Origin of the sequence: Rhizobium sp. CFBP 13644, from assembly GCF_014842165.1 — a bacterium.
GTDB lineage: Bacteria > Pseudomonadota > Alphaproteobacteria > Rhizobiales > Rhizobiaceae > Agrobacterium > Agrobacterium tumefaciens_C.
Genome location: NZ_JACYVF010000001.1, coordinates 919,298 through 937,108, shown reverse-complemented (window position 1 = coordinate 937,108; position 17,811 = coordinate 919,298). Strand labels below are relative to the sequence as shown.

The 17,811-nt window shown below is 57.5% G+C and carries 20 protein-coding genes; 12 read left to right on the top strand and 8 right to left on the bottom strand.

Going from position 1 to position 17,811, the window contains the following annotated elements:
* The first annotated feature begins 192 nt into the window (after window positions 1-192).
* The 4 genes from lnt (at window position 193) to trmB (ending at window position 4,608) form a co-directional block, all read left to right on the top strand.
* Window positions 193-1,782 (top strand): apolipoprotein N-acyltransferase, encoded by a 1,590-nt coding sequence (lnt, locus tag IFT53_RS04485; protein WP_192063186.1) that lies wholly within the window; start codon window positions 193-195, stop codon window positions 1,780-1,782.
* Window positions 1,783-1,926: 144 nt separating this feature from the next.
* Complete coding sequence (locus IFT53_RS04480; protein ID WP_042616229.1) at window positions 1,927-2,346, top strand: helix-turn-helix domain-containing protein; 420 nt, start codon at window positions 1,927-1,929, stop codon at window positions 2,344-2,346.
* A 190-nt stretch (window positions 2,347-2,536) separates the two neighbouring features.
* Window positions 2,537-3,802 carry a methionine adenosyltransferase gene (gene metK / locus IFT53_RS04475; protein WP_042616230.1) on the top strand — a complete coding sequence of 422 codons (1,266 nt, stop codon included), beginning with the start codon at window positions 2,537-2,539 and terminating at the stop codon, window positions 3,800-3,802.
* A gap of 107 nt (window positions 3,803-3,909) precedes the next feature.
* Window positions 3,910-4,608 (top strand): tRNA (guanine(46)-N(7))-methyltransferase TrmB, encoded by a 699-nt coding sequence (trmB, locus tag IFT53_RS04470; protein ID WP_192063187.1) that lies wholly within the window; start codon window positions 3,910-3,912, stop codon window positions 4,606-4,608.
* Here the strand turns inward: trmB and IFT53_RS04465 are convergent, their stop codons facing one another.
* Together IFT53_RS04465 and IFT53_RS04460 are read right to left on the bottom strand one after the other, a co-directional pair.
* The gene (locus IFT53_RS04465; RefSeq protein ID WP_192063188.1) at window positions 4,609-5,508 is read right to left on the bottom strand and encodes a ribokinase; all 900 of its coding nucleotides are present in this window, start codon (window positions 5,506-5,508) and stop codon (window positions 4,609-4,611) included. It lies immediately after the preceding gene.
* A 61-nt stretch (window positions 5,509-5,569) separates the two neighbouring features.
* Window positions 5,570-6,772, bottom strand: a complete 1,203-nt coding sequence (locus tag IFT53_RS04460) for a DNA recombination protein RmuC (RefSeq protein ID WP_446737647.1) — start codon at window positions 6,770-6,772, stop codon at window positions 5,570-5,572.
* A 144-nt stretch (window positions 6,773-6,916) separates the two neighbouring features.
* Between IFT53_RS04460 and def the strand changes: the two genes are divergently transcribed.
* Genes def through truA form a run of 3 tightly spaced genes read left to right on the top strand, consistent with a single transcriptional unit; the run spans window position 6,917 to window position 9,222 of the window.
* Entirely contained in the window at window positions 6,917-7,429 is a 513-nt protein-coding gene (def, locus tag IFT53_RS04455) for a peptide deformylase (protein ID WP_206758580.1), read from the top strand.
* Between the two features lie 51 nt (window positions 7,430-7,480).
* Window positions 7,481-8,416: a methionyl-tRNA formyltransferase gene (gene fmt, locus IFT53_RS04450; protein ID WP_192063191.1), complete on the top strand. Its 936-nt coding sequence runs from the start codon at window positions 7,481-7,483 to the stop codon at window positions 8,414-8,416.
* Window positions 8,416-9,222, top strand: coding sequence for a tRNA pseudouridine(38-40) synthase TruA (truA, locus tag IFT53_RS04445; protein WP_192063192.1), 807 nt, complete (start codon window positions 8,416-8,418; stop codon window positions 9,220-9,222). Before fmt ends, truA begins: the two co-directional genes overlap by 1 nt.
* Window positions 9,223-9,235: 13 nt before the next feature.
* On the opposite strand, the gene IFT53_RS04440 is transcribed toward truA, so the two are convergent.
* Genes IFT53_RS04440 through dapD form a run of 3 tightly spaced genes read right to left on the bottom strand, consistent with a single transcriptional unit; the run spans window position 9,236 to window position 11,885 of the window.
* Window positions 9,236-9,832, bottom strand: a complete 597-nt coding sequence (locus IFT53_RS04440; RefSeq protein ID WP_192063193.1) for a hypothetical protein — start codon at window positions 9,830-9,832, stop codon at window positions 9,236-9,238.
* Entirely contained in the window at window positions 9,819-11,012 is a 1,194-nt protein-coding gene (gene dapE / locus IFT53_RS04435; RefSeq protein WP_192063194.1) for a succinyl-diaminopimelate desuccinylase, read from the bottom strand. Before dapE ends, IFT53_RS04440 begins: the two co-directional genes overlap by 14 nt.
* An 18-nt stretch (window positions 11,013-11,030) precedes the next feature.
* Complete coding sequence (gene dapD, locus IFT53_RS04430; RefSeq protein WP_042616236.1) at window positions 11,031-11,885, bottom strand: 2,3,4,5-tetrahydropyridine-2,6-dicarboxylate N-succinyltransferase; 855 nt, start codon at window positions 11,883-11,885, stop codon at window positions 11,031-11,033.
* Between the two features lie 137 nt (window positions 11,886-12,022).
* On the opposite strand from dapD, the gene IFT53_RS04425 reads away from it, so the two are divergent.
* The gene (locus IFT53_RS04425) at window positions 12,023-12,883 is read left to right on the top strand and encodes an LOG family protein (protein ID WP_192063195.1); all 861 of its coding nucleotides are present in this window, start codon (window positions 12,023-12,025) and stop codon (window positions 12,881-12,883) included.
* Window positions 12,884-12,944: 61 nt separating this feature from the next.
* Here IFT53_RS04425 and IFT53_RS04420 read toward each other — a convergent pair whose 3' ends face one another.
* Entirely contained in the window at window positions 12,945-13,889 is a 945-nt protein-coding gene (locus IFT53_RS04420; protein ID WP_192063196.1) for a nucleoside hydrolase, read from the bottom strand.
* Window positions 13,890-14,072: 183 nt separating this feature from the next.
* Between IFT53_RS04420 and IFT53_RS04415 the strand changes: the two genes are divergently transcribed.
* Both IFT53_RS04415 and IFT53_RS04410 read left to right on the top strand, forming a co-directional pair.
* The gene (locus tag IFT53_RS04415) at window positions 14,073-14,498 is read left to right on the top strand and encodes an Hsp20 family protein (RefSeq protein ID WP_042616239.1); all 426 of its coding nucleotides are present in this window, start codon (window positions 14,073-14,075) and stop codon (window positions 14,496-14,498) included.
* Between the two features lie 60 nt (window positions 14,499-14,558).
* Window positions 14,559-14,816 carry a BQ00720 family protein gene (locus IFT53_RS04410; RefSeq protein ID WP_042616240.1) on the top strand — a complete coding sequence of 86 codons (258 nt, stop codon included), beginning with the start codon at window positions 14,559-14,561 and terminating at the stop codon, window positions 14,814-14,816.
* A gap of 73 nt (window positions 14,817-14,889) precedes the next feature.
* Here IFT53_RS04410 and IFT53_RS04405 read toward each other — a convergent pair whose 3' ends face one another.
* Entirely contained in the window at window positions 14,890-15,525 is a 636-nt protein-coding gene (locus tag IFT53_RS04405) for a trimeric intracellular cation channel family protein (RefSeq protein ID WP_192063817.1), read from the bottom strand.
* A gap of 187 nt (window positions 15,526-15,712) precedes the next feature.
* Here IFT53_RS04405 and IFT53_RS04400 point away from each other — a divergent pair, with 187 nt between their 5' ends.
* Window positions 15,713-16,132, top strand: coding sequence for a hypothetical protein (locus IFT53_RS04400; RefSeq protein ID WP_192063818.1), 420 nt, complete (start codon window positions 15,713-15,715; stop codon window positions 16,130-16,132).
* A gap of 3 nt (window positions 16,133-16,135) precedes the next feature.
* Here IFT53_RS04400 and IFT53_RS04395 read toward each other — a convergent pair whose 3' ends face one another.
* Window positions 16,136-16,849 (bottom strand): YoaK family protein, encoded by a 714-nt coding sequence (locus IFT53_RS04395; protein ID WP_192063197.1) that lies wholly within the window; start codon window positions 16,847-16,849, stop codon window positions 16,136-16,138.
* Between the two features lie 160 nt (window positions 16,850-17,009).
* Here IFT53_RS04395 and hutC point away from each other — a divergent pair, with 160 nt between their 5' ends.
* Complete coding sequence (hutC, locus tag IFT53_RS04390) at window positions 17,010-17,744, top strand: histidine utilization repressor (protein WP_192063198.1); 735 nt, start codon at window positions 17,010-17,012, stop codon at window positions 17,742-17,744.
* The last annotated feature ends 67 nt before the right edge of the window (window positions 17,745-17,811 follow it).

The window sequence follows — 17,811 nt, the reverse complement described above, 5'->3', positions numbered from 1 at the left end:
CAAATAGCCGGTCTTGAAAACCCCTGACTTGCTTCCGGGGTTTTCGAAAGAGCCGCAAAACCGGTGCGCAAGCCTTGACCCTGACGAGACGGCACGCGGTGGACGGGCGCTTTTTTTTACATTACAGCCGTAGGCGAGCGGTGCGTTTTCCGTGGATCAACGCCTTGCGGCGCCTTCAGGCTTGGAGATGACATGGAACGGCTGGCGGGCAAGATCATGTTGAGCAATGGTTTTGGCCGGGTAGCCCTGACCATCGCCGCGGGCGCAATCGGCGCGCTGGCCTTTCCCCCCTTCGGGTTCTTCGCAGCTCTTTTTGTATCCTTCACGCTGCTGGTCTGGTTGATCGATGGCGCCACGGGAAACCCCGATGGCGGAGTGTGGTCCCGCGGCTGGAAGACATTCACCATCGGCTGGCTTTTCGGTCTGGGCTATTTCGTGGCTGGCCTGTGGTGGATGGGAAATGCGCTGCTTCTGGAAGCGGACGAATTTGCCTGGGCCTTGCCCCTTGCCATTCTTGGCCTGCCCGCCTGTCTTGCCATTTTTTACGGGTTTGCCGTCATGCTGGCCAATATGCTCTGGTCCGATGGTTGGGGCCGGATTGCCGCTCTTGCCGCAGCCTTCGGTCTAATCGAATGGTTGCGCAGCTTTGTTCTGACCGGATTTCCCTGGAACAGCGTCGGGTTTGGTTTGATGCCCGTTCCGCTGATGATGCAGACATCGAACCTGATCGGCATTTTCGGCATGTCGATGCTGGCAGTCTTCGTCTTTGCCAGCCCGGCACTTCTGGGCACCAAAAAAGGCATGATTCCCGGCCTCTGTATCGCCGTGGCAATGTTGGCCGCGCATCTGGGCTATGGCGCCTATCGATTGAACCAGCCGCTGGTCGCCGAGAGCGATGCCTTGACGGTGAGGATCGTGCAGCCTGGGATTGACCAGTCCCGAAAGATGCTCAACGCCGACCGCGCCGAGATCTTCAAGGAGCATCTGCGCCTCTCGGCACTGCCACCAACATCTGGCCAGAAAGTCCCAGACATCATTGTCTGGCCCGAAACATCCGTCCCTTTTATTCTGACGCAGAACCCCGATGCCCTTCAGGAAATCGCAAAGACCCTGTCTGATGGACAGATTTTGCTGACGGGTGCCGTGCGCATGGAAGATGCAGGAGCTGAGCAGGAAACCCGCTACTACAATTCCGTCTACGCGATTGACAGTCAGGGCCAGATCATTGGCGCGACGGATAAGGTTCACCTCGTTCCGTTCGGTGAATATGTTCCGTTTGAAAATATCCTGCGCCGTTTCGGCATCCAGAATTTGATCAATCTTCCCGGCGGGTTTTCACCGGCGGCGACGCGTGAGCCGATCACGCTGCCATCGGGCAAGAAGCTCTATTCGTTCATTTGCTACGAGATCATTTTCCCCGGCGAAGTACCCAAGGATATCGCGACATCGACCGCCATTCTCAATGTCACGAATGACGGTTGGTTCGGAAATACGCCCGGACCTTATCAGCATTTGCAGCAGGCGCGCATCCGTGCCGTCGAGACAGGTCTGCCGGTGATTCGTGCCGCAAATACGGGTATTTCTGCCGCAATTGACGCAGTGGGGCGAATTGTCGCAGGACTTGACTATGGTCAAACAGGGATAATTGATTCCACTTTAAGTGGTGCCGCTACTGGTGTACTTATTGACGATATGCGACAAATATACTTTTGGTTGTTCTTTGTAATATTGCTCGTAATATCAGTGTTTTCGCGGATAGGTTTGATGAAACGTAAGAATTGACCCAAAACTCCTAAAATTGCATAGTGAACTTGTCAGGTTGCACAACGCACATGATATATTGCGTGCGGTGACAATCCAGCAATTCAGGATTTGAACAGGCGTGTAGTCGATAAACCGAAGAACTGAATGTCAGGACCTTAATAAATGACAGAGAATAAGAAGAAGCCGAACCCAATCGACATTCATGTCGGAAGCCGTATCCGCCTTCGTCGGACCATGCTGGGTATGAGCCAGGAAAAACTCGGCGAAAGCCTCGGCATTACGTTCCAGCAAATTCAGAAATACGAAAAAGGAACGAACCGGGTTGGCGCGAGCCGTCTTCAGAATATTTCCGGTATCTTGAATGTGCCCGTGTCGTTCTTCTTTGAAGATGCGCCAGGCGATCAGGGTGTCACGCCCACCGGCATGGCGGAAGCCAGCAGTTCCAATTATGTCGTGGACTTCCTTTCCTCCTCGGAAGGCCTGCAGTTGAACCGCGCATTCGTGAAGATCACAGACCCGAAGGTGCGCCGCCGCATCGTCGATCTGGTCAAGGCCTTGGCTGCCGAAGGCGATACCGAGTAAAATCATCGGCTCAGTATTTACATCTCAAACGGTCCTTCGGGGCCGTTTTTTATTGGGCGGTCCTGTTTCTGTTTGGGTAAGGATGATTTTAGGAATTCCGATATAAAGATATATTTATGTCGTTGTGTCCTTGTTTTTTCCGCACAATTTGACTAACAAATCAGGACCGTTTCTTTGAGGGGAATCCCGCATGCGTGCCAACTACCTATTCACCAGCGAGTCCGTTGCTGAAGGTCACCCTGACAAGGTTTGTGACCGCATTTCCGATGAAATCGTTGATCTCATTTACCGCGAAGCCGCCAAGACCGGGGTTGATCCCTGGACTGTGCGCATCGCATGCGAGACGCTGGCGACAACCAACCGCGTGGTCATTGCCGGTGAAGTGCGTGTTCCCGATACGCTTTTGAAGAAGGACAAGGACGGCAAGGTCGTCAATGACGCGAAGGGCCATCCGGTCATCAACCCTGCCAAGTTCAAGGCCGCAGCCCGCAAGGCCATCCGCGATATCGGTTACGAGCAGGAAGGCTTCCATTGGAAGACCGCAAAGATCGACGTTCTGCTTCACCCGCAGTCGGCTGATATTGCGCAGGGCGTAGATAACGCATCCGACAAGCAGGGTGATGAAGGCGCTGGCGACCAGGGCATCATGTTCGGTTACGCCTGCAAGGAAACACCTGATCTGATGCCGGCGCCGATCTATTATTCGCACCGCATCCTTCAGCTTCTGGCCACGGCCCGTAAAAGCGGCGAAGGCGAAGCTGCAAAGCTTGGTCCTGACGCCAAGAGCCAGGTTACCGTGCGTTACGTCGATGGAAAGGCGTCCGAAGCCGTTTCCATCGTTCTGTCGACGCAGCATCTGGACGCAAGCTGGGACTCCAAGAAGGTTCGCTCCGTCGTTGAGCCCTATATCCGCGAAGCATTGGGTGATCTGAAGATTGCCGATGATTGCCAGTGGTACATCAACCCGACCGGCAAGTTCGTGATTGGCGGTCCTGATGGCGATGCGGGTCTGACCGGACGCAAGATCATCGTGGACACCTATGGTGGCGCAGCCCCCCATGGCGGCGGTGCGTTTTCCGGCAAGGACACCACAAAGGTTGACCGTTCGGCAGCCTATGCGGCGCGCTATATTGCCAAGAACGTTGTTGCAGCAGGACTGGCAGATCGTTGCACGATCCAGCTGTCTTACGCCATCGGCGTTGCTCAGCCTCTGTCCGTCTATGTTGATTTTCACCAGACTGGCACACTCAGCGAAGATGAAGTCGAAGCCGCGATCCGCAAGGTCATCGACCTCTCGCCATCGGGCATTCGTCGTCATCTGGACCTCAACAAGCCTATCTACGCCAAGACCTCCTCTTACGGCCATTTTGGTCGCAAGGCTGGCCGTGACGGTTCCTTCTCCTGGGAGAAGCTCGATCTGGTCAAGCCGCTCAAGGATGCTTTGAAAGCCGCATAAGGCTTGTCAATCATCGCTGATTGAGAGATACGGTTTGAAAAATCTGAAACCCGCGCGGTGCCATGGAAGGCACGGTGCGGGTTCTCCATTTGCATGAGAGTGTGGAAATGACGGAAGAACGACGCTCACGCTCAACGGAAGCGTTTTTTGGTCGGCGCAAAGGCAAGCCTCTGCGCGAGCAGCAGGCTGATTCCATCGAGAACCTCCTGCCATTGCTAAAGCTCGACCTTGCGACGCCTCCACCCCAAACGCTTGTGGCACTGTTTCCGGCGGATGTGAAATCCATCCGGCTCGAAATCGGCTTTGGCGGCGGGGAGCATCTCATTCACCGTGCGGGTGAAAATCCAGGAACGGGCTTTATCGGCGTCGAGCCCTTCGTCAATTCCATGGCAAAATTGCTGGGTGCCGTGCGTGAGCGCGAGTTGATGAACATCCGCCTCTATGATGACGACGCGACGCAGGTGCTGGACTGGTTGCCGGATGCGTCGATCGATCACATCGATCTTCTCTATCCGGACCCATGGCCAAAGAAGAAGCACTGGAAGCGCCGTTTCGTCTCGGACGTCAATCTAGCGCGGTTTCATCGTGTGCTGAAACCCGGTGCCAAGTTCTGTTTCGCCTCGGATATTGATACTTATATCAACTGGACGCTGCAGCATTGTGCGCGCCATGGCGGCTTTGAATGGACAGCGCAGACCTCTGCCGACTGGACAACGCCATTCGCAACATGGCCGGGCACACGCTATGAAAACAAGGCGAAGCGCGAGGGTCGCAGCTCCGCCTATCTCACCTTTATCCGCACCTGATCAGATGTTCGCGTCCACCTCGGATGCGACAGGGATGGATGGCTGTGCGCCCGGACGCGTGCAGGCCAGAGAACCGGCAACGGCGGCGCGGCGCAGTGCCGCTTCAAAATCGAGACCAGCATCAAGGCTGGCCGCCAGATAACCGCAGAAGGTATCACCAGCGCCGACCGTATCCACGGGCTCAACCTTCAGGCCCTTTGCCTTGACCAGCTTTCCATTGCGAATGGCGATGACGCCTTCTGCACCCAGTGTGACGATCAGCGTCTGTCCGGTTTCATTGTGAAGAGAGACAAGCTCCTTTTCCCGCTGGTCGGCGGAAAGATTATCCTTGCCGATCAGAAGCTCGAACTCCGTCTCGTTGGCGATCACGATATCGGCCATGCGCGACAGGCGCTGTGCTTGCGATGTCAAAGGTGCCGTGTTGATGATGGTCGTGACACGTTTCGCCTTGGCGGCCTTCAGCGCGGCCTCGATGGCATCGGCAGGCACCTCGAACTGCAGCATCAGAATATCGCCTGCTGCCATTTCAGAGATTGCGCGGTCTGCATCCTCAGGCGAAACTTCGCCATTGGCGGCGGGAATGACCGAAATCATGTTTTCCCCGCCTTCGCCGATCAGGATAACGGCGGTTCCGGTTGGCACAGCCACGGTCTTGATGAGCGACAGATCCGCTCTCGCATCACGAAGAAGCGTCAATGCGGGCGCCGCGAACGCATCATCACCAATGGCACCAGCCATTTTAACGGTAGCACCGGCCCGACGGGCGGCCAGCGCCTGATTGGCTCCCTTGCCACCGGCGGCGGTCGAGAAGGATTTGCCGGTCACGGTCTCGCCTGGCTTTGGCAGGCGGTCGGATATGGCGACGAGGTCCATGTTGATGGAGCCGAAAACTGTGATCATGCGGGTCATTCCAAAGGGGGTAAAAACGAAGTCGAAACAGACGGCGACTTTGCCGGGTGTATCACTCGTCGTCAACCACCCTCAGCTTAGGCGAGCCGGCGCGGACCTCTGAAATGCGGCGCAGTTGCTCGGCTTCGAGATGGGCGATTTCCTTTTGTGAGGGCGCAAAATCCAGGCTCTCGATTTTGACACCGCGCGCCAGAACCTTGTCAGACGAGGTCAACATCATGTCCACGTCCTTTTGCACCAGTCCGAAATGCGACTGCAATTTGCGCGTCCTCTCATCCAGCCGCCGTACATCGTCCATCAACAGCGCCACTTCACCCTGAATGAGGTGGGCCTGTTCTCGCATACGCTGATCCTTCAGCACCGATTGGATGACCTGCACGGACAGCATCAGGAGGGACGGGGAAACAATGACCACGCGGGAGCGGTGTGCGCGCTGGACCAGATTTTCGAAATGCTGGTGAATATCTGCAAAGATCGATTCCGAGGGCACGAAGATAAAGGCGGTGTCCTGGGTTTCACCCGAGATCAGATATTTGTCCGCCACATCGCGAATATGCACTTCCATGTCCCGACGAAACTGCTGCGTGGCGGCCCGCTTGGCCTCAGGCCCATCATCGGCTTTCAGCGCATTCCAGGCTTCGAGCGGAAACTTCGCATCAATCACCAGCGGAGGCGCATTGTTCGGCATTCTGATCGTGCAATCGGGTCGAAATCCGTTAGAAAGCGTGGGCTGCAAGCTATAGGAGCCGGAGGGCAGGGCGTCGGCAATCAGTGCTTCCATGCGCGCCTGCCCGAAGGCGCCACGTGTCTGCTTGTTGGAGAGGATGGCCTGCAAGCCGATCACATCCTTGGCCAGATCCTGAATATTGCCCTGTGCGGCATCGATGACCGCCAGTCTTTCCTGCAACTTGCTGAGATTTTCATGCGTGGAGCGGGTCTGCTCCGTCAAGGTGGTGCCTATCCGCTGCGACATGCCGTCCAGACGGTCGTTCAGCGTCTGGCTCATTTCGTTCTGACGGGCGCTCAGGCTCTCCGTCATCGCGGCAATGCGCCCATGCAGTTCCGACTGAGTTCTTAAAAGCTCGGTGATCTCATCCCGCGACTGGTCAACCACCGGCGGCCTTCGCAAGATAAGGATCGCCGCGACAAGACACCCGACAAGGATGAGGGAAAGCAGTGCGCCAACCGATATGTCGTTGCCACCAAGACTGAAAGCTGTCGTACCAAGTGCGTTAAAATCAATGTTCATAAGCAAATCTAACAGATTTCCCGTGATTCGTCAGATCAAAGCATGAACATTTCCACGGCACAAATGAGTCCGCTTTTTCGGCTTTCGTGCCGTGAATGGTGCCTTCTATTTTTTGTTTCCTCGAAAGAAGAGATGCGTTATGGGGAAGCCATGACGATCAAACCTCTTATTATTTTGCCTGATCCTTTGCTGCGCCAGCAATCCAAGCCCATCGAACAGGTGGATGCCGAGATCACGCGTCTGGCCGATGACATGCTGGAAACGATGTATGATGCGCCGGGCATTGGCCTTGCTGCCATTCAGATCGGCGTGCCGCGCCGCATGCTGGTCATCGATATCTCGCGTGAGGATGAAGACCGCAAGCCAATCGTTTTCATCAATCCTGAAATCCTCACCGTGTCGGATGATGTTTCGACCTATGAGGAAGGCTGTCTTTCGATCCCTGATTATTATGCAGAGGTCGAGCGTCCGGCAGCCCTGACATTGGCCTACATCGATCGCGATGGCAAAAAGCAGATGCTTGAGGCTGACGGTTTGCTGGCAACCTGTCTGCAACACGAAATCGACCATCTGAACGGTGTGCTGTTCATCGACCACATTTCCCGATTGAAGCGGGAAATGGTCATCAAGAAATTCACTAAAGCGGCCCGCGCAAAATTCTGATCCGCCGATCTCTTCAGATCGACGGGTCCGTCTGCGGGACAGGGGGCATCCATGGCACTTCGCATCATTTTCATGGGTACACCGGACTTTTCCGTTCCCACCTTGCGTGCCCTTGTCGATACGGGTCATGAGATCGTCGCTGTTTATACGCAGCCGCCGCGTCCCGGCGGACGTCGCGGACTTGATCTGCAGAAATCGCCTGTCCATCAGGCTGCCGAATTGCTCGGCATTCCGGTTCTGACGCCTCTCAATTTCAAGGCAGAGGAAGACCGCGCGACGTTCAGAGATTTCAATGCCGATGTGGCGGTTGTCGTGGCCTACGGCTTGCTGCTGCCGGATGCCATTCTGAGCGGCACGCGCCTCGGCTGCTATAATGGCCATGCCTCACTCCTGCCGCGCTGGCGCGGTGCCGCACCCATTCAGCGTGCCATCATGGCCGGTGATGCGGAAACCGGCATCATGGTGATGCAGATGGAAAAGGGGCTGGATACCGGCCCTGTCGCCCTGACGGCACGCATCACGATTACGCCTGACATGACGGCGGGCGCGCTGCATGACAGCCTCATGCTGGCCGGTGCGCGGCTGATGCGCGAGGCGATGCTGAAGCTCGAAGATGGCGATCTGCCTGTCACGCCGCAGCCGGAGGAGGGTGTGGTCTACGCGGCCAAGATCGACAAGGGTGAAACCCGCATCGATTTTTCCCGCTCCAGCCAGGACGTGCACAACCACATCAGGGGGCTTTCGCCTTTTCCCGGCGCATGGTTCGAAATGGATATCGGTGGCAAGGCCGAGCGCGTGAAGGTGCTGGAATCGCAGGTTGCGAGCGGCATGGGCGAGGCGGGGTCAGTTTTGGATGATGCCCTGACAATTGCCTGTGGCAGCGGTGCAGTTCGCCTTTTGCGCCTGCAAAAGGCCGGCGGCAAGCCCATGCTGGCGGATGATTTTCTGCGCGGCACCAAGGTCTCTGTCGGAACGAGGCTCGGCTGATGCCACGCTTTCGCATGACCGTCGAATATGATGGTTCTCCCTATTATGGTTGGCAGCGACAGACCAACGGTCCCTCCGTGCAGGGCGCGCTGGAGGCTGCGGTTCTGTCGCTGACCGAAGAAACCGTCAGCTTTCGTGGTGCTGGTCGCACCGATTCCGGTGTCCATGCCAGGGGTCAGGTCACCCATGTTGATTTGACGCGGGATTGGGAACCCTACAAGCTGCGCAACGCGCTGAACGCCCATCTGGCCATGGCGGGCGAGGCGGTCTCTATTCTTGATGTCGAGGCGGTCACGGAGGATTTCGACGCACGCTTTTCAGCCCTTCGCCGCCATTATCTTTACCGCATCATCTGCCGCAAATCGCGGCTGGCGCTGGAACACAAGCGCGCCTGGTGGGTATCCAAAGACCTTGACCATGAGGCCATGCACGCGGCAGCCCAGACACTGGTCGGGCGACATGATTTCACGACCTTCCGCTCCGTGCACTGTCAGGCCAACAGCCCGGTGCGCACGCTTGACCGGCTGGATGTGTCACGCGATGGCGACCTGATCGAAATCCGCGCCACGGCGCAAAGCTTTCTGCACAATCAGATCCGCTCCTTTGCCGGTACGCTGAAGCTGGCGGGTGATGGCGGCATGACGGTGGATGATGTGAAGGCAGCCCTTGAGGCACGAGATCGCAAGGCCTGCGGCCCCGTTGCCCCGCCCGATGGCCTCTATTTCATGCAGGTGGATTATCCCGATGTGATACCGCCGCGACAGCCAAGACCTGAGGTGGCGGCTGACGGTGACGATCTATCGTGATCGCATCGGCGGATCAGCTCGGATAGACGCCGAGAAACCGTTGCAACAGCTCCGAGAGAAGCATGCCAGGAATGAGCAGCGTCATGACGATCGCGGCCACCAGCAAGGGCTGTTCACGCACGAAAAACTTTACGATCCGCGAGAAGCTGAACACCAGCGTCAGCAGCAGCGAAAACCACAGGATCGCAATCAGTCCCTGCAAGGAGGGGACGAGCAGCGCGATGAGGATCAGCGCTGCATAGGCATAGGAAAACGGCAGCGACAGCCAGTTGGCGACGACGATGAGGGCCGAAAACTTCTGCTTGGCACCGAATGACATCAGCAAAAGCCCGATCAGGATCAACGGCACCATCCAGCAGATGGCCTCGACCATGGCCAACCGCACGAAGAACAGGCCACCAGTGCCAACGCCCTTCGGCAAGACGGAAACATAGGCCTCATGCCACCAGTACCAGGACAGCGCCATGGATGGCAGGCAGAGAAGTGCGGCATAGAAGGACCGCGTCATTCCACGGTCGGTGAGGTCCAGCAGACGTCCCCCGGCTGGATCGCCTAAAAACAGAAGCCACAGGCCTCTCATATAGAGCGCGACTTCACTACCCGATGGCATGGCTGAACCAGCGTTGCAGGAAGGTCTCATAGATGCGCGTCAGCGTTTCGAGATCGGCAACAGCAACGCGCTCGTCCACCATGTGCATGGTCTGGCCGACGAGGCCGAATTCCACCACAGGGCAATAATCCTTGATGAAACGCGCATCCGACGTGCCGCCGGTTGTCGATAGCTTGGGCTCATTGCCAGTGACTTCGGCCACGGCACCCGAGAGCGACGAGATGAGGGCATTGTTGCGCGTCAGGAAGACATGGGCGGGACGATCTGCCCAGACGATATCGTATTTGACCGGCGTGCGATCCGGGCGAATCGCACCATCGGCGGCGGCTTCATCCAGACGGCGGATAATTTCGGCGCGCACGGTCTCGGCTGTCCACGTATCGTTGAAGCGGATATTGAAGGCAGCCGTCGCCTTGGCCGGAATGACGTTCGTTGCCGGGTTGCCGGTATCGATGGTGGTCACTTCCAGATTGGATGGCTGGAAATTATCGGTTCCCTGATCGAATGGCGGGTCCATCAGCGCGTGGGTGAGCTGCAACAGGCCGCGAACGGGATTGTCGGCCAGATGCGGATAGGCCGCGTGGCCCTGAACGCCATGGACCGTGATGCGGCCGGACAGCGATCCGCGACGGCCGATCTTGATCATGTCACCAAGGCGGTCCGGGTTTGTGGGTTCACCCACAATGCAGGCGTCCCAGGTCTCGCCCTTGGCAGCAGCCCATTCCAACAGCTTGGACGTACCGTTGATCGATGGGCCCTCTTCGTCGCCGGTGATGAGGAAGGAAACCGACCCGTCAGGTGCACCGTGCTTTTCGATGTGGCGGGCAATGGCAGCAAGGAAACAGGCGATACCGCCTTTCATATCCACGGCACCTCGGCCAAACATTTCACCATCAGCGATCTCTGCCGAAAAGGGCGGGTGGCTCCAGGCCGCCTCATCGCCCAGCGGCACCACATCCGTGTGGCCCGCAAACATCAGATGCGGACCCTTCGTGCCGATACGGGCATAGAGGTTTTCGACGTCAGGTGTGCCTTCTTCCGTCGCCATGACGCGTTCCACGGCAAAACCCAGCGGTGTCAGCAGCGTGTCGAGCAGCGTTAGCGCTCCACCTTCTGCTGGGGTCACCGAAGGGCAACGGATGAGGGCGGCGAGATTGGCGACGGGATCGGTGGCATTCATGGGGTCAGTCTACTCTTGTCAGTCGCGCAGCAACTCGTTGATGCCGGTCTTGGAACGGGTCTTCTCATCGACAGTCTTGACGATGACGGCGCAATAGAGGCTTGGCCCCATCTCGCCATTCGGGAAAGGCTTGCCCGGCATGGTGCCAGCAACGACCACGGAGTAAGGCGGCACTTCGCCATAGGTGATGGAGCCGGTGGCGCGATCGACGATCTTGGTGGACTGTCCGATATAGACACCCATGCCGAGAACCGCACCTTCACGAATGATGCAGCCTTCGACCACTTCCGAGCGCGCACCGATGAAGCAATTGTCTTCGATGATGGTCGGTCCGGCCTGAAGAGGCTCCAGAACGCCACCAATGCCGACACCGCCGGACAGATGAACGTGCTTTCCGATCTGCGCGCAGGAGCCGACGGTTGCCCATGTGTCAACCATCGTGCCTTCACCGACATGAGCGCCAAGATTGACGAAGGATGGCATCAGGACAACATTCTTGCCGATGTAAGCCGAGCGGCGCACGACAGCGTTTGGCACAGCGCGGAAGCCTGCTGCGCGAAACTGGTTTTCGCCCCAATTCTCGAATTTGGATGGCACCTTGTCCCACCAAGTGGATTCGCCCGGGCCGCCGGTCACGATGTCCATGTCGTTGAGGCGGAAGGACAGAAGCACGGCCTTTTTCAGCCACTGGTTCACGGTCCACTTGCCATCGGCCTGCCGTTCGGCAACACGCACCTGACCCGCATCCAGCAGGTTGAGGGACGTTTCGACGGCATCGCGAATTTCGCCTTTGGTCGATATGTTGACGCTGTCACGATTATCGAATGCAGATTCGATGATTGTTTCAAGAGAGCCAAGATCCGAGATGCTCATGAGGATTCCTTAAACTTCGCTGACTATCGTCACATAAAGGGAATATCCGCACCGCTGGCCGGACATGGCCAAATGCTCTAAGCGAGTGTTTCAAGGGCGTCAATGTGATTTGGCGCAGGCAGACGAAAGGCATTGAGATGGCAAGACTGAAAAACGGCAAGTTGCGGCGTAAGGACGGCTCCTGGGACCCGTTGAAATCCAGTTCCGCTGACAAGCAGCAGGCGGAGGGCGTTCCCCAGACCCCGCAATCGGTCTCGCCAACCTACCGTCTTGCCTATGCGGACCCCGATTTTCTGTGCCGTGAAGAGTTGCGCCCCATCCGGCTGCAACTGGAACTGATGAAGCCGGAAATGATTCTGTCTGAGCGCGGCATCAACTCCACCGTCGTTCTGTTTGGCGGTGCGCGCATTCCCGAACCCGGCGGCAATGCCTGGGCGGCCCGTAATGAAACCCAGCGAAAGAATCTTGAGGCTGCGTCAATCTATTATGACGAGGCCCGCAAGTTCGCCAAGCTTTGCGCCAAGGAATCCGAAAAGCAGGATCATCGCGAATATGTCGTGATGACCGGCGGTGGCCCGGGTGTGATGGAAGCGGGAAATCGTGGTGCGGCGGAAGCCGGAGCGCCATCCATCGGCCTCAACATCCTGTTGCCGCATGAACAGGCACCCAATCCGCATGTCACGCCGGAACTCAGCTTCAACTTCCACTATTTCGCCATTCGCAAAATGCATTTCCTCATGCGCGCCAAGGCGGTTGTGGTGTTTCCGGGCGGCTTCGGCACGCTGGATGAGCTGTTTGAAACGCTGACCCTGATCCAGACCAAGCGCATGGCACCCATCCCGCTGATCCTGTTCGGTGAGGCCTTCTGGCGGTCCATCATCAATTTCGAGGCGCTTGCCGATTTCGGCACGATTGCACCCGATGATATGGACCTGTTGCATTTCGCCGAAACCGCCGATGATGCCTGGAAGGTCATCGCGGATTTTTATGAGCTCTGAGGTCGCCACTCGTCACCATTCCCGGGCTTGCCCCTGGCATGGTGACGAAAGGTCAGCCTGTTTAAATCCGGGCGAAACGCTCGGTCAGAAGTGCGAAGAAACCGTCCGCATCCACATCGCGCATGACGCGGGTGTTCGGCTCGCGGCCTGTCACCTTCCACCAGTCGACCACGGTCATGCCGATGGTGAGTTCGGAATTGACCTCGATCTCGACGTTGCAATCGCGCCCATCGAACAGTTCCGGCTTGATCAGATAGGCAATGACGCTCGGATCATGCAGCGGCCCGCCATCAGAGCCGTATTTTTCCACGTCGAAACGCTCGAAGAACTCCAGCATCTCCACCATGGCAATGGCAGGGCGCGTGCCGATCTCGCGAATGGCCGCTATGCGGGCCTTGGTGGTCAGCAGCTTGTGCGTCACATCGAGCGGCATCATGACCAGCGGAATGCCTGAGCGAAACACGATGTCTGCTGCATGCGGATCGACATAGATGTTGAATTCCGCCGCTGGCGTGATGTTGCCACCCTCAAAGAAGCCGCCGCCCATCAGCACGAGTTCCTTGATCCGGGGTGCAATGTCTGGGGCCTTCTGCAAGGCGGTTGCGATATTGGTCAGCGCGCCGAGCGTGCACAGCGTGATCGTGCCTTCCGGCTCACGGCGTATCGTTTCGATGATGAAGTCGATGGCGTTTTGTGATTGTGCGGCCAGAACCGGCTCCGGCAGGGTCGGGCCATCCAGCCCGGTGCTGCCATGCACGTGTTCGGCGGTAATGGGTTCGCGCACCAGCGGGCGCTCGCAGCCTTCGTAAACCGGAATATCGGTGCGGTTGCACAGTTCCAGCATGATGCGAATGTTGCGGCTGGTCAGCTTCAGCGGCACATTGCCTGCAACGGCACAGAGGCCGAGAATTTCGATTTCCTCCGGGCTTGCCAACGCCAGCATGATGGCGGCTGCGTCGTCCTGTCCAGGGTCGGTGTCGATGATGATTTTTCTGCGCTCGGCCATGATTGTCCTGTTTCTTGTATGACATGCCTTTTCAAGCCTGTTTCGGAAGCTTGTCAAGCATGCGGCGGTTCAGACTTTTCCCGCCACGGCGTTCTTGCTTTGCAAACACCATATTACCATATGAAAGCATGCCGCCGTAAACGGGGCAGACGATCGTCGCTTGGGCACAAGGACTGAAGAGATATGAGCCGTATGACACCATTCACCCATCCGTTGATGCTGGGTTTCGACGCCATGGAAAAAACGCTGGAGCGGATGGCGAAGGCAAATGACGGTTACCCGCCCTACAATATTGAACGGCTGGTGGCCGATGGAGCGAGCCCGGAGCGCCTGCGCATCACCATTGCGGTTGCCGGTTTTTCCGAGGATGAGCTGGAAGTCACCACGGCAGACAACCAACTGGTCATTCGCGGTCGCCAGCAGGAGCAGGATGCCAAGGACTATCTCTATCGCGGCATTGCAGCACGCCAGTTTCAGCGCGTCTTCGTGCTGGCGGATGGCATGCAGGTCAATGATGCGCGCCTTCGCAACGGCCTTCTTTCCATTGATCTTACACGACCAGAAATCTCTAGTGTGGTGAAAAAAATTAACATTTCCGTTTCACAATAGGATTCTGCACGCCAAGCGACGCACCGCGGCGCGACGTCTGAAGAATATGGAGGCCGGATTATGCTCTTGAAAGAAGCGCATGCGCGTTTGACCCAGTCACAGCTCGCTCACATCGGTGCAGGAGAGGTTGGATATATCCGCAAGATACGAGCCGAGGAAGTGAATCGCTGCTTCCCTGAAGCGCCCAATATCGATCCCGGCCTTGATCTATGGGCCCTCTTCGGTGCCGATGGTACCCCAATCCTTCTGACAGACAATCGCTCCAGCACCTTCTTCAAGGCAGCGGAAGACGAGCTGCGCACCATCAGCGTGCACTGAGAGTTTCAGATCATTATTGATGAACTGTCTGAGGCGCCGCAAGGCGCCTTTTGCATTGAGGCGATAGGGAGACCTACATGACGTCTTCAGGCGGTCGTCCGGGGCGGGGATGGTAGCGCGGGAATGTCCAACCGAAAATCAGCGCGCCGCTTCGGATGGCAAAGGCGGTGAGCACGCCGACGGCAGACGCGACAAGAAGCGGCATGCCGATGGCGTGGGCGGCGGTGAAGACGCAGGCACCCGCCAGGGCACAGCTAATATAGACCTCCGGCCTCAAAAGCACCGAGGGTTCACCAGCCAGAATATCACGCAACAGACCCCCAAAGGTCGCGGTCATGGTGCCGGTGACGATGGCAACGGTGGGTGATCCGGTCACGGCCAGGCCTTTGGCGGCTCCCATCACGCAATAGGCGGAGAGTCCCACGGCATCCAGCCAGATCAAGAGACGGTAGCGGGATTCCAGTAGATGGGCCGTCAGATAGACGAGGGCTGCAATGACAGCGCAGACGAGAATATAGGTGGGGTTGATAATCCAGAATACCGGTGCACGGCCAAGAACGAGATCGCGAAGCGTACCGCCGCCAATGCCTGTCACCGCCGCAAAAAACAGAAAGCCAATGAAATCCAGCTGCTTGCGGGAGGCCGCGAGCGCACCCGTTGCTGCGAAAACGGCAACGCCGGCATAATCGAGAAAGGCCAGAAGGGTCATGGAAAGGCGCTCCTCGAATGTTTGCGCGGTCAGTGTGACGCAAGGGCCGCCGGATAGGATCCACAGCCGGATCAAATATGACATGCCCCATGCTGCCGCATCCATAGCGGAAACAGAACCAAAGGAAAATGCCGTGAAACGCCTTCTCTTCGTTACGCTTCAAACGCTTGTGCTTCTGGCGTTTCCCATGATGGCGCAGGCCCAGCAGCAATTGGTCAGCGACCCCGAGATCTACGAGAAAGACCACTTTCGCACCGAGTGCAAAGTGGCGGAGTTCGGCCCCGGTTTTGTGACCCGCCTCGATATCAACAATGACGGGCTGATGGATGCACTGACCAACCGTGGCGAACTGACCTGCGACGGCGAAAAGGGACGCAGCTGCAACGAGGATGGCTGCCCCTATAATTTCTATGTGCAGGTCAAGGAAGGCGGCTATCTGATGATCGCGACCGCCACCATCTACGGTTATGACTTCATCATGCGTTTCGGCAACATGGTCTTCGAGCTGAAAATGCACCCGCGTTTTTGCGAGCGCACCGACACCGCACCCTGCATCATGACCGTGCGTGTCCGGGGCACGAAATTCGTGACGATTTCCGCCAAATAGCGCTTATTTCCGCCTGACGGTTCCGGTCATCACATTGGCCTGGAACCGGCGGCTCAGAGCGTGGGGCATGAGCAGGCTGGCGAGCGCGAGGGCAAAGATCAGCAAAGCGACAATCAAGAGTGCCTGAGCCTGAACGTAGGTCGCAAGAATTGCGCCTGAAATGGCGCCTGTCACCATGCCGATCCACGGCACGATCTGTATGGTCCAGTCCAGCTTTCGCTCTCCTAGAATGAAACGACCGATGCCGCGCCCGAAGCGGGAAAGTGCGCCGGTCACATAGGTGAGCCCAATAGGCAGGCCTTCGACATGCTCAACTGCAGCATTGATCATGCCCATGGCGAAAACGACGAGATAAAAAGCCCCCAATGTCATATCGCGTGTCTGCAACAGCGCGGCACAGGCCATAGCAAGGCTGACCGAGCACAGAACGGTAAAAAGCCGCCGCTGCGAGGTTTGCGCGATAATGACGCCACCCGCATTGCCCGCCACGAAAATCAATATGGCGAGCAGCAGGATCAGGCCATGGCCGATTTCGCCCGATTGCAGAGAGAGCGCTGCGCGGGTCGTGTTTCCGGTCATGAAGGATACGAAATCTCCCGACATGGTCACACCGATCGCATCCGTCATGCCCGCGATGAAGGAAATGGCGGCAACAAGCGCAATGCCAGCTGCCGTGCGCCTTGCGCGGATGATTGTGCGGCGTCTCTGTCGGGTCATGAGGTCTCGTATATCGTGTTCGGACCCTTGCGATCTGCGTGCCCGGAACAAGGGGAGTGTAAGCCCGCCGCCACTTGGTTTTCAACCGTGATGATGCTCCATATGGCTAAGCAGGTTGGGGGATGGTATCACCGCACGATGCAACAGGACGAGCGAACTTATGACTGACGCCCCTCGGGTTCAGGAAAAATCACTGCATGAGCGGATTATGGGCGATGTCGAAGGGCGTATTCTGTCCGGCGAATGGCCGCCCGGCCACCGCATTCCCTTCGAGCACGAACTGACGCTGGACTATGGCTGCTCACGGATGACCGTGAACAAGGCCTTGGGCGAGCTGGTGAAGAAAGGTCTGATCGAGCGCCGCCGCCGTTCCGGCTCCTTCGTGACGCAGCCGCATGCGCAATCGGCCGTTCTGGAAATTCAGGACATTCAACGTGAGGTGCAGGCGCTTGGGCTGATCTATGCTTACCGGCTTGATCGTCGCCAATTGCGGACATCGACCGCCGCCGACCAGGCCATGCTGGGTGTGGAAGCGGGTGCTTCGGTCCTCTCGTTGACCTGCCGCCACTTTGCCGCCGACGCGCCCTTTTGTCTTGAAGAGCGGGTCATCAACGTCTCAACCGTGCCCGAAGCAAAGGATGCCGATTTTTCCACGACAGGGCCGGGATCATGGCTGTTGCAGATGGTGCCCTGGAGTGCCGCCGAACATCGCATCCGTGCGATAGCGGCAGACAAGCGCGTGGCTGAAGCGCTGGCCATTCCCAACGGAACCGCCTGTTTGGTGATAGAACGCCGAACATCGAACGGACAGGCCTATATCACTCACGTAAAAGTGACTTATCCCGGAGATCGTCACGAGCTGGTGGCGCAATTCATGCCGTCGCAGCAGATCTAAGCCTTCTCTCCCACAGTCTTTTTACATAAGGCGAGTTTGCGGATCATATTTTCCTGATCTATTAGTT

Bases quoted from the DNA above. Each gene is read 5' to 3' on its own strand.
- lnt (WP_192063186.1), top strand. From the start codon at position 193: ATGGAACGGCTGGCGGGCAAGATCATGTTGAGCAATGGTTTTGGCCGG.
- IFT53_RS04480 (WP_042616229.1), top strand. From the start codon at position 1,927: ATGACAGAGAATAAGAAGAAGCCGAACCCAATCGACATTCATGTCGGA.
- metK (WP_042616230.1), top strand. From the start codon at position 2,537: ATGCGTGCCAACTACCTATTCACCAGCGAGTCCGTTGCTGAAGGTCAC.
- trmB (WP_192063187.1), top strand. From the start codon at position 3,910: ATGACGGAAGAACGACGCTCACGCTCAACGGAAGCGTTTTTTGGTCGG.
- IFT53_RS04465 (WP_192063188.1), bottom strand. From the start codon at position 5,508: ATGATCACAGTTTTCGGCTCCATCAACATGGACCTCGTCGCCATATCC.
- def (WP_206758580.1), top strand. From the start codon at position 6,917: ATGACGATCAAACCTCTTATTATTTTGCCTGATCCTTTGCTGCGCCAG.
- fmt (WP_192063191.1), top strand. From the start codon at position 7,481: ATGGCACTTCGCATCATTTTCATGGGTACACCGGACTTTTCCGTTCCC.
- truA (WP_192063192.1), top strand. From the start codon at position 8,416: ATGCCACGCTTTCGCATGACCGTCGAATATGATGGTTCTCCCTATTAT.
- IFT53_RS04440 (WP_192063193.1), bottom strand. From the start codon at position 9,832: ATGCCATCGGGTAGTGAAGTCGCGCTCTATATGAGAGGCCTGTGGCTT.
- dapE (WP_192063194.1), bottom strand. From the start codon at position 11,012: ATGAATGCCACCGATCCCGTCGCCAATCTCGCCGCCCTCATCCGTTGC.
- dapD (WP_042616236.1), bottom strand. From the start codon at position 11,885: ATGAGCATCTCGGATCTTGGCTCTCTTGAAACAATCATCGAATCTGCA.
- IFT53_RS04425 (WP_192063195.1), top strand. From the start codon at position 12,023: ATGGCAAGACTGAAAAACGGCAAGTTGCGGCGTAAGGACGGCTCCTGG.
- IFT53_RS04420 (WP_192063196.1), bottom strand. From the start codon at position 13,889: ATGGCCGAGCGCAGAAAAATCATCATCGACACCGACCCTGGACAGGAC.
- IFT53_RS04415 (WP_042616239.1), top strand. From the start codon at position 14,073: ATGAGCCGTATGACACCATTCACCCATCCGTTGATGCTGGGTTTCGAC.
- IFT53_RS04410 (WP_042616240.1), top strand. From the start codon at position 14,559: ATGCTCTTGAAAGAAGCGCATGCGCGTTTGACCCAGTCACAGCTCGCT.
- IFT53_RS04405 (WP_192063817.1), bottom strand. From the start codon at position 15,525: ATGACCCTTCTGGCCTTTCTCGATTATGCCGGCGTTGCCGTTTTCGCA.
- IFT53_RS04400 (WP_192063818.1), top strand. From the start codon at position 15,713: ATGATGGCGCAGGCCCAGCAGCAATTGGTCAGCGACCCCGAGATCTAC.
- IFT53_RS04395 (WP_192063197.1), bottom strand. From the start codon at position 16,849: ATGACCCGACAGAGACGCCGCACAATCATCCGCGCAAGGCGCACGGCA.
- hutC (WP_192063198.1), top strand. From the start codon at position 17,010: ATGACTGACGCCCCTCGGGTTCAGGAAAAATCACTGCATGAGCGGATT.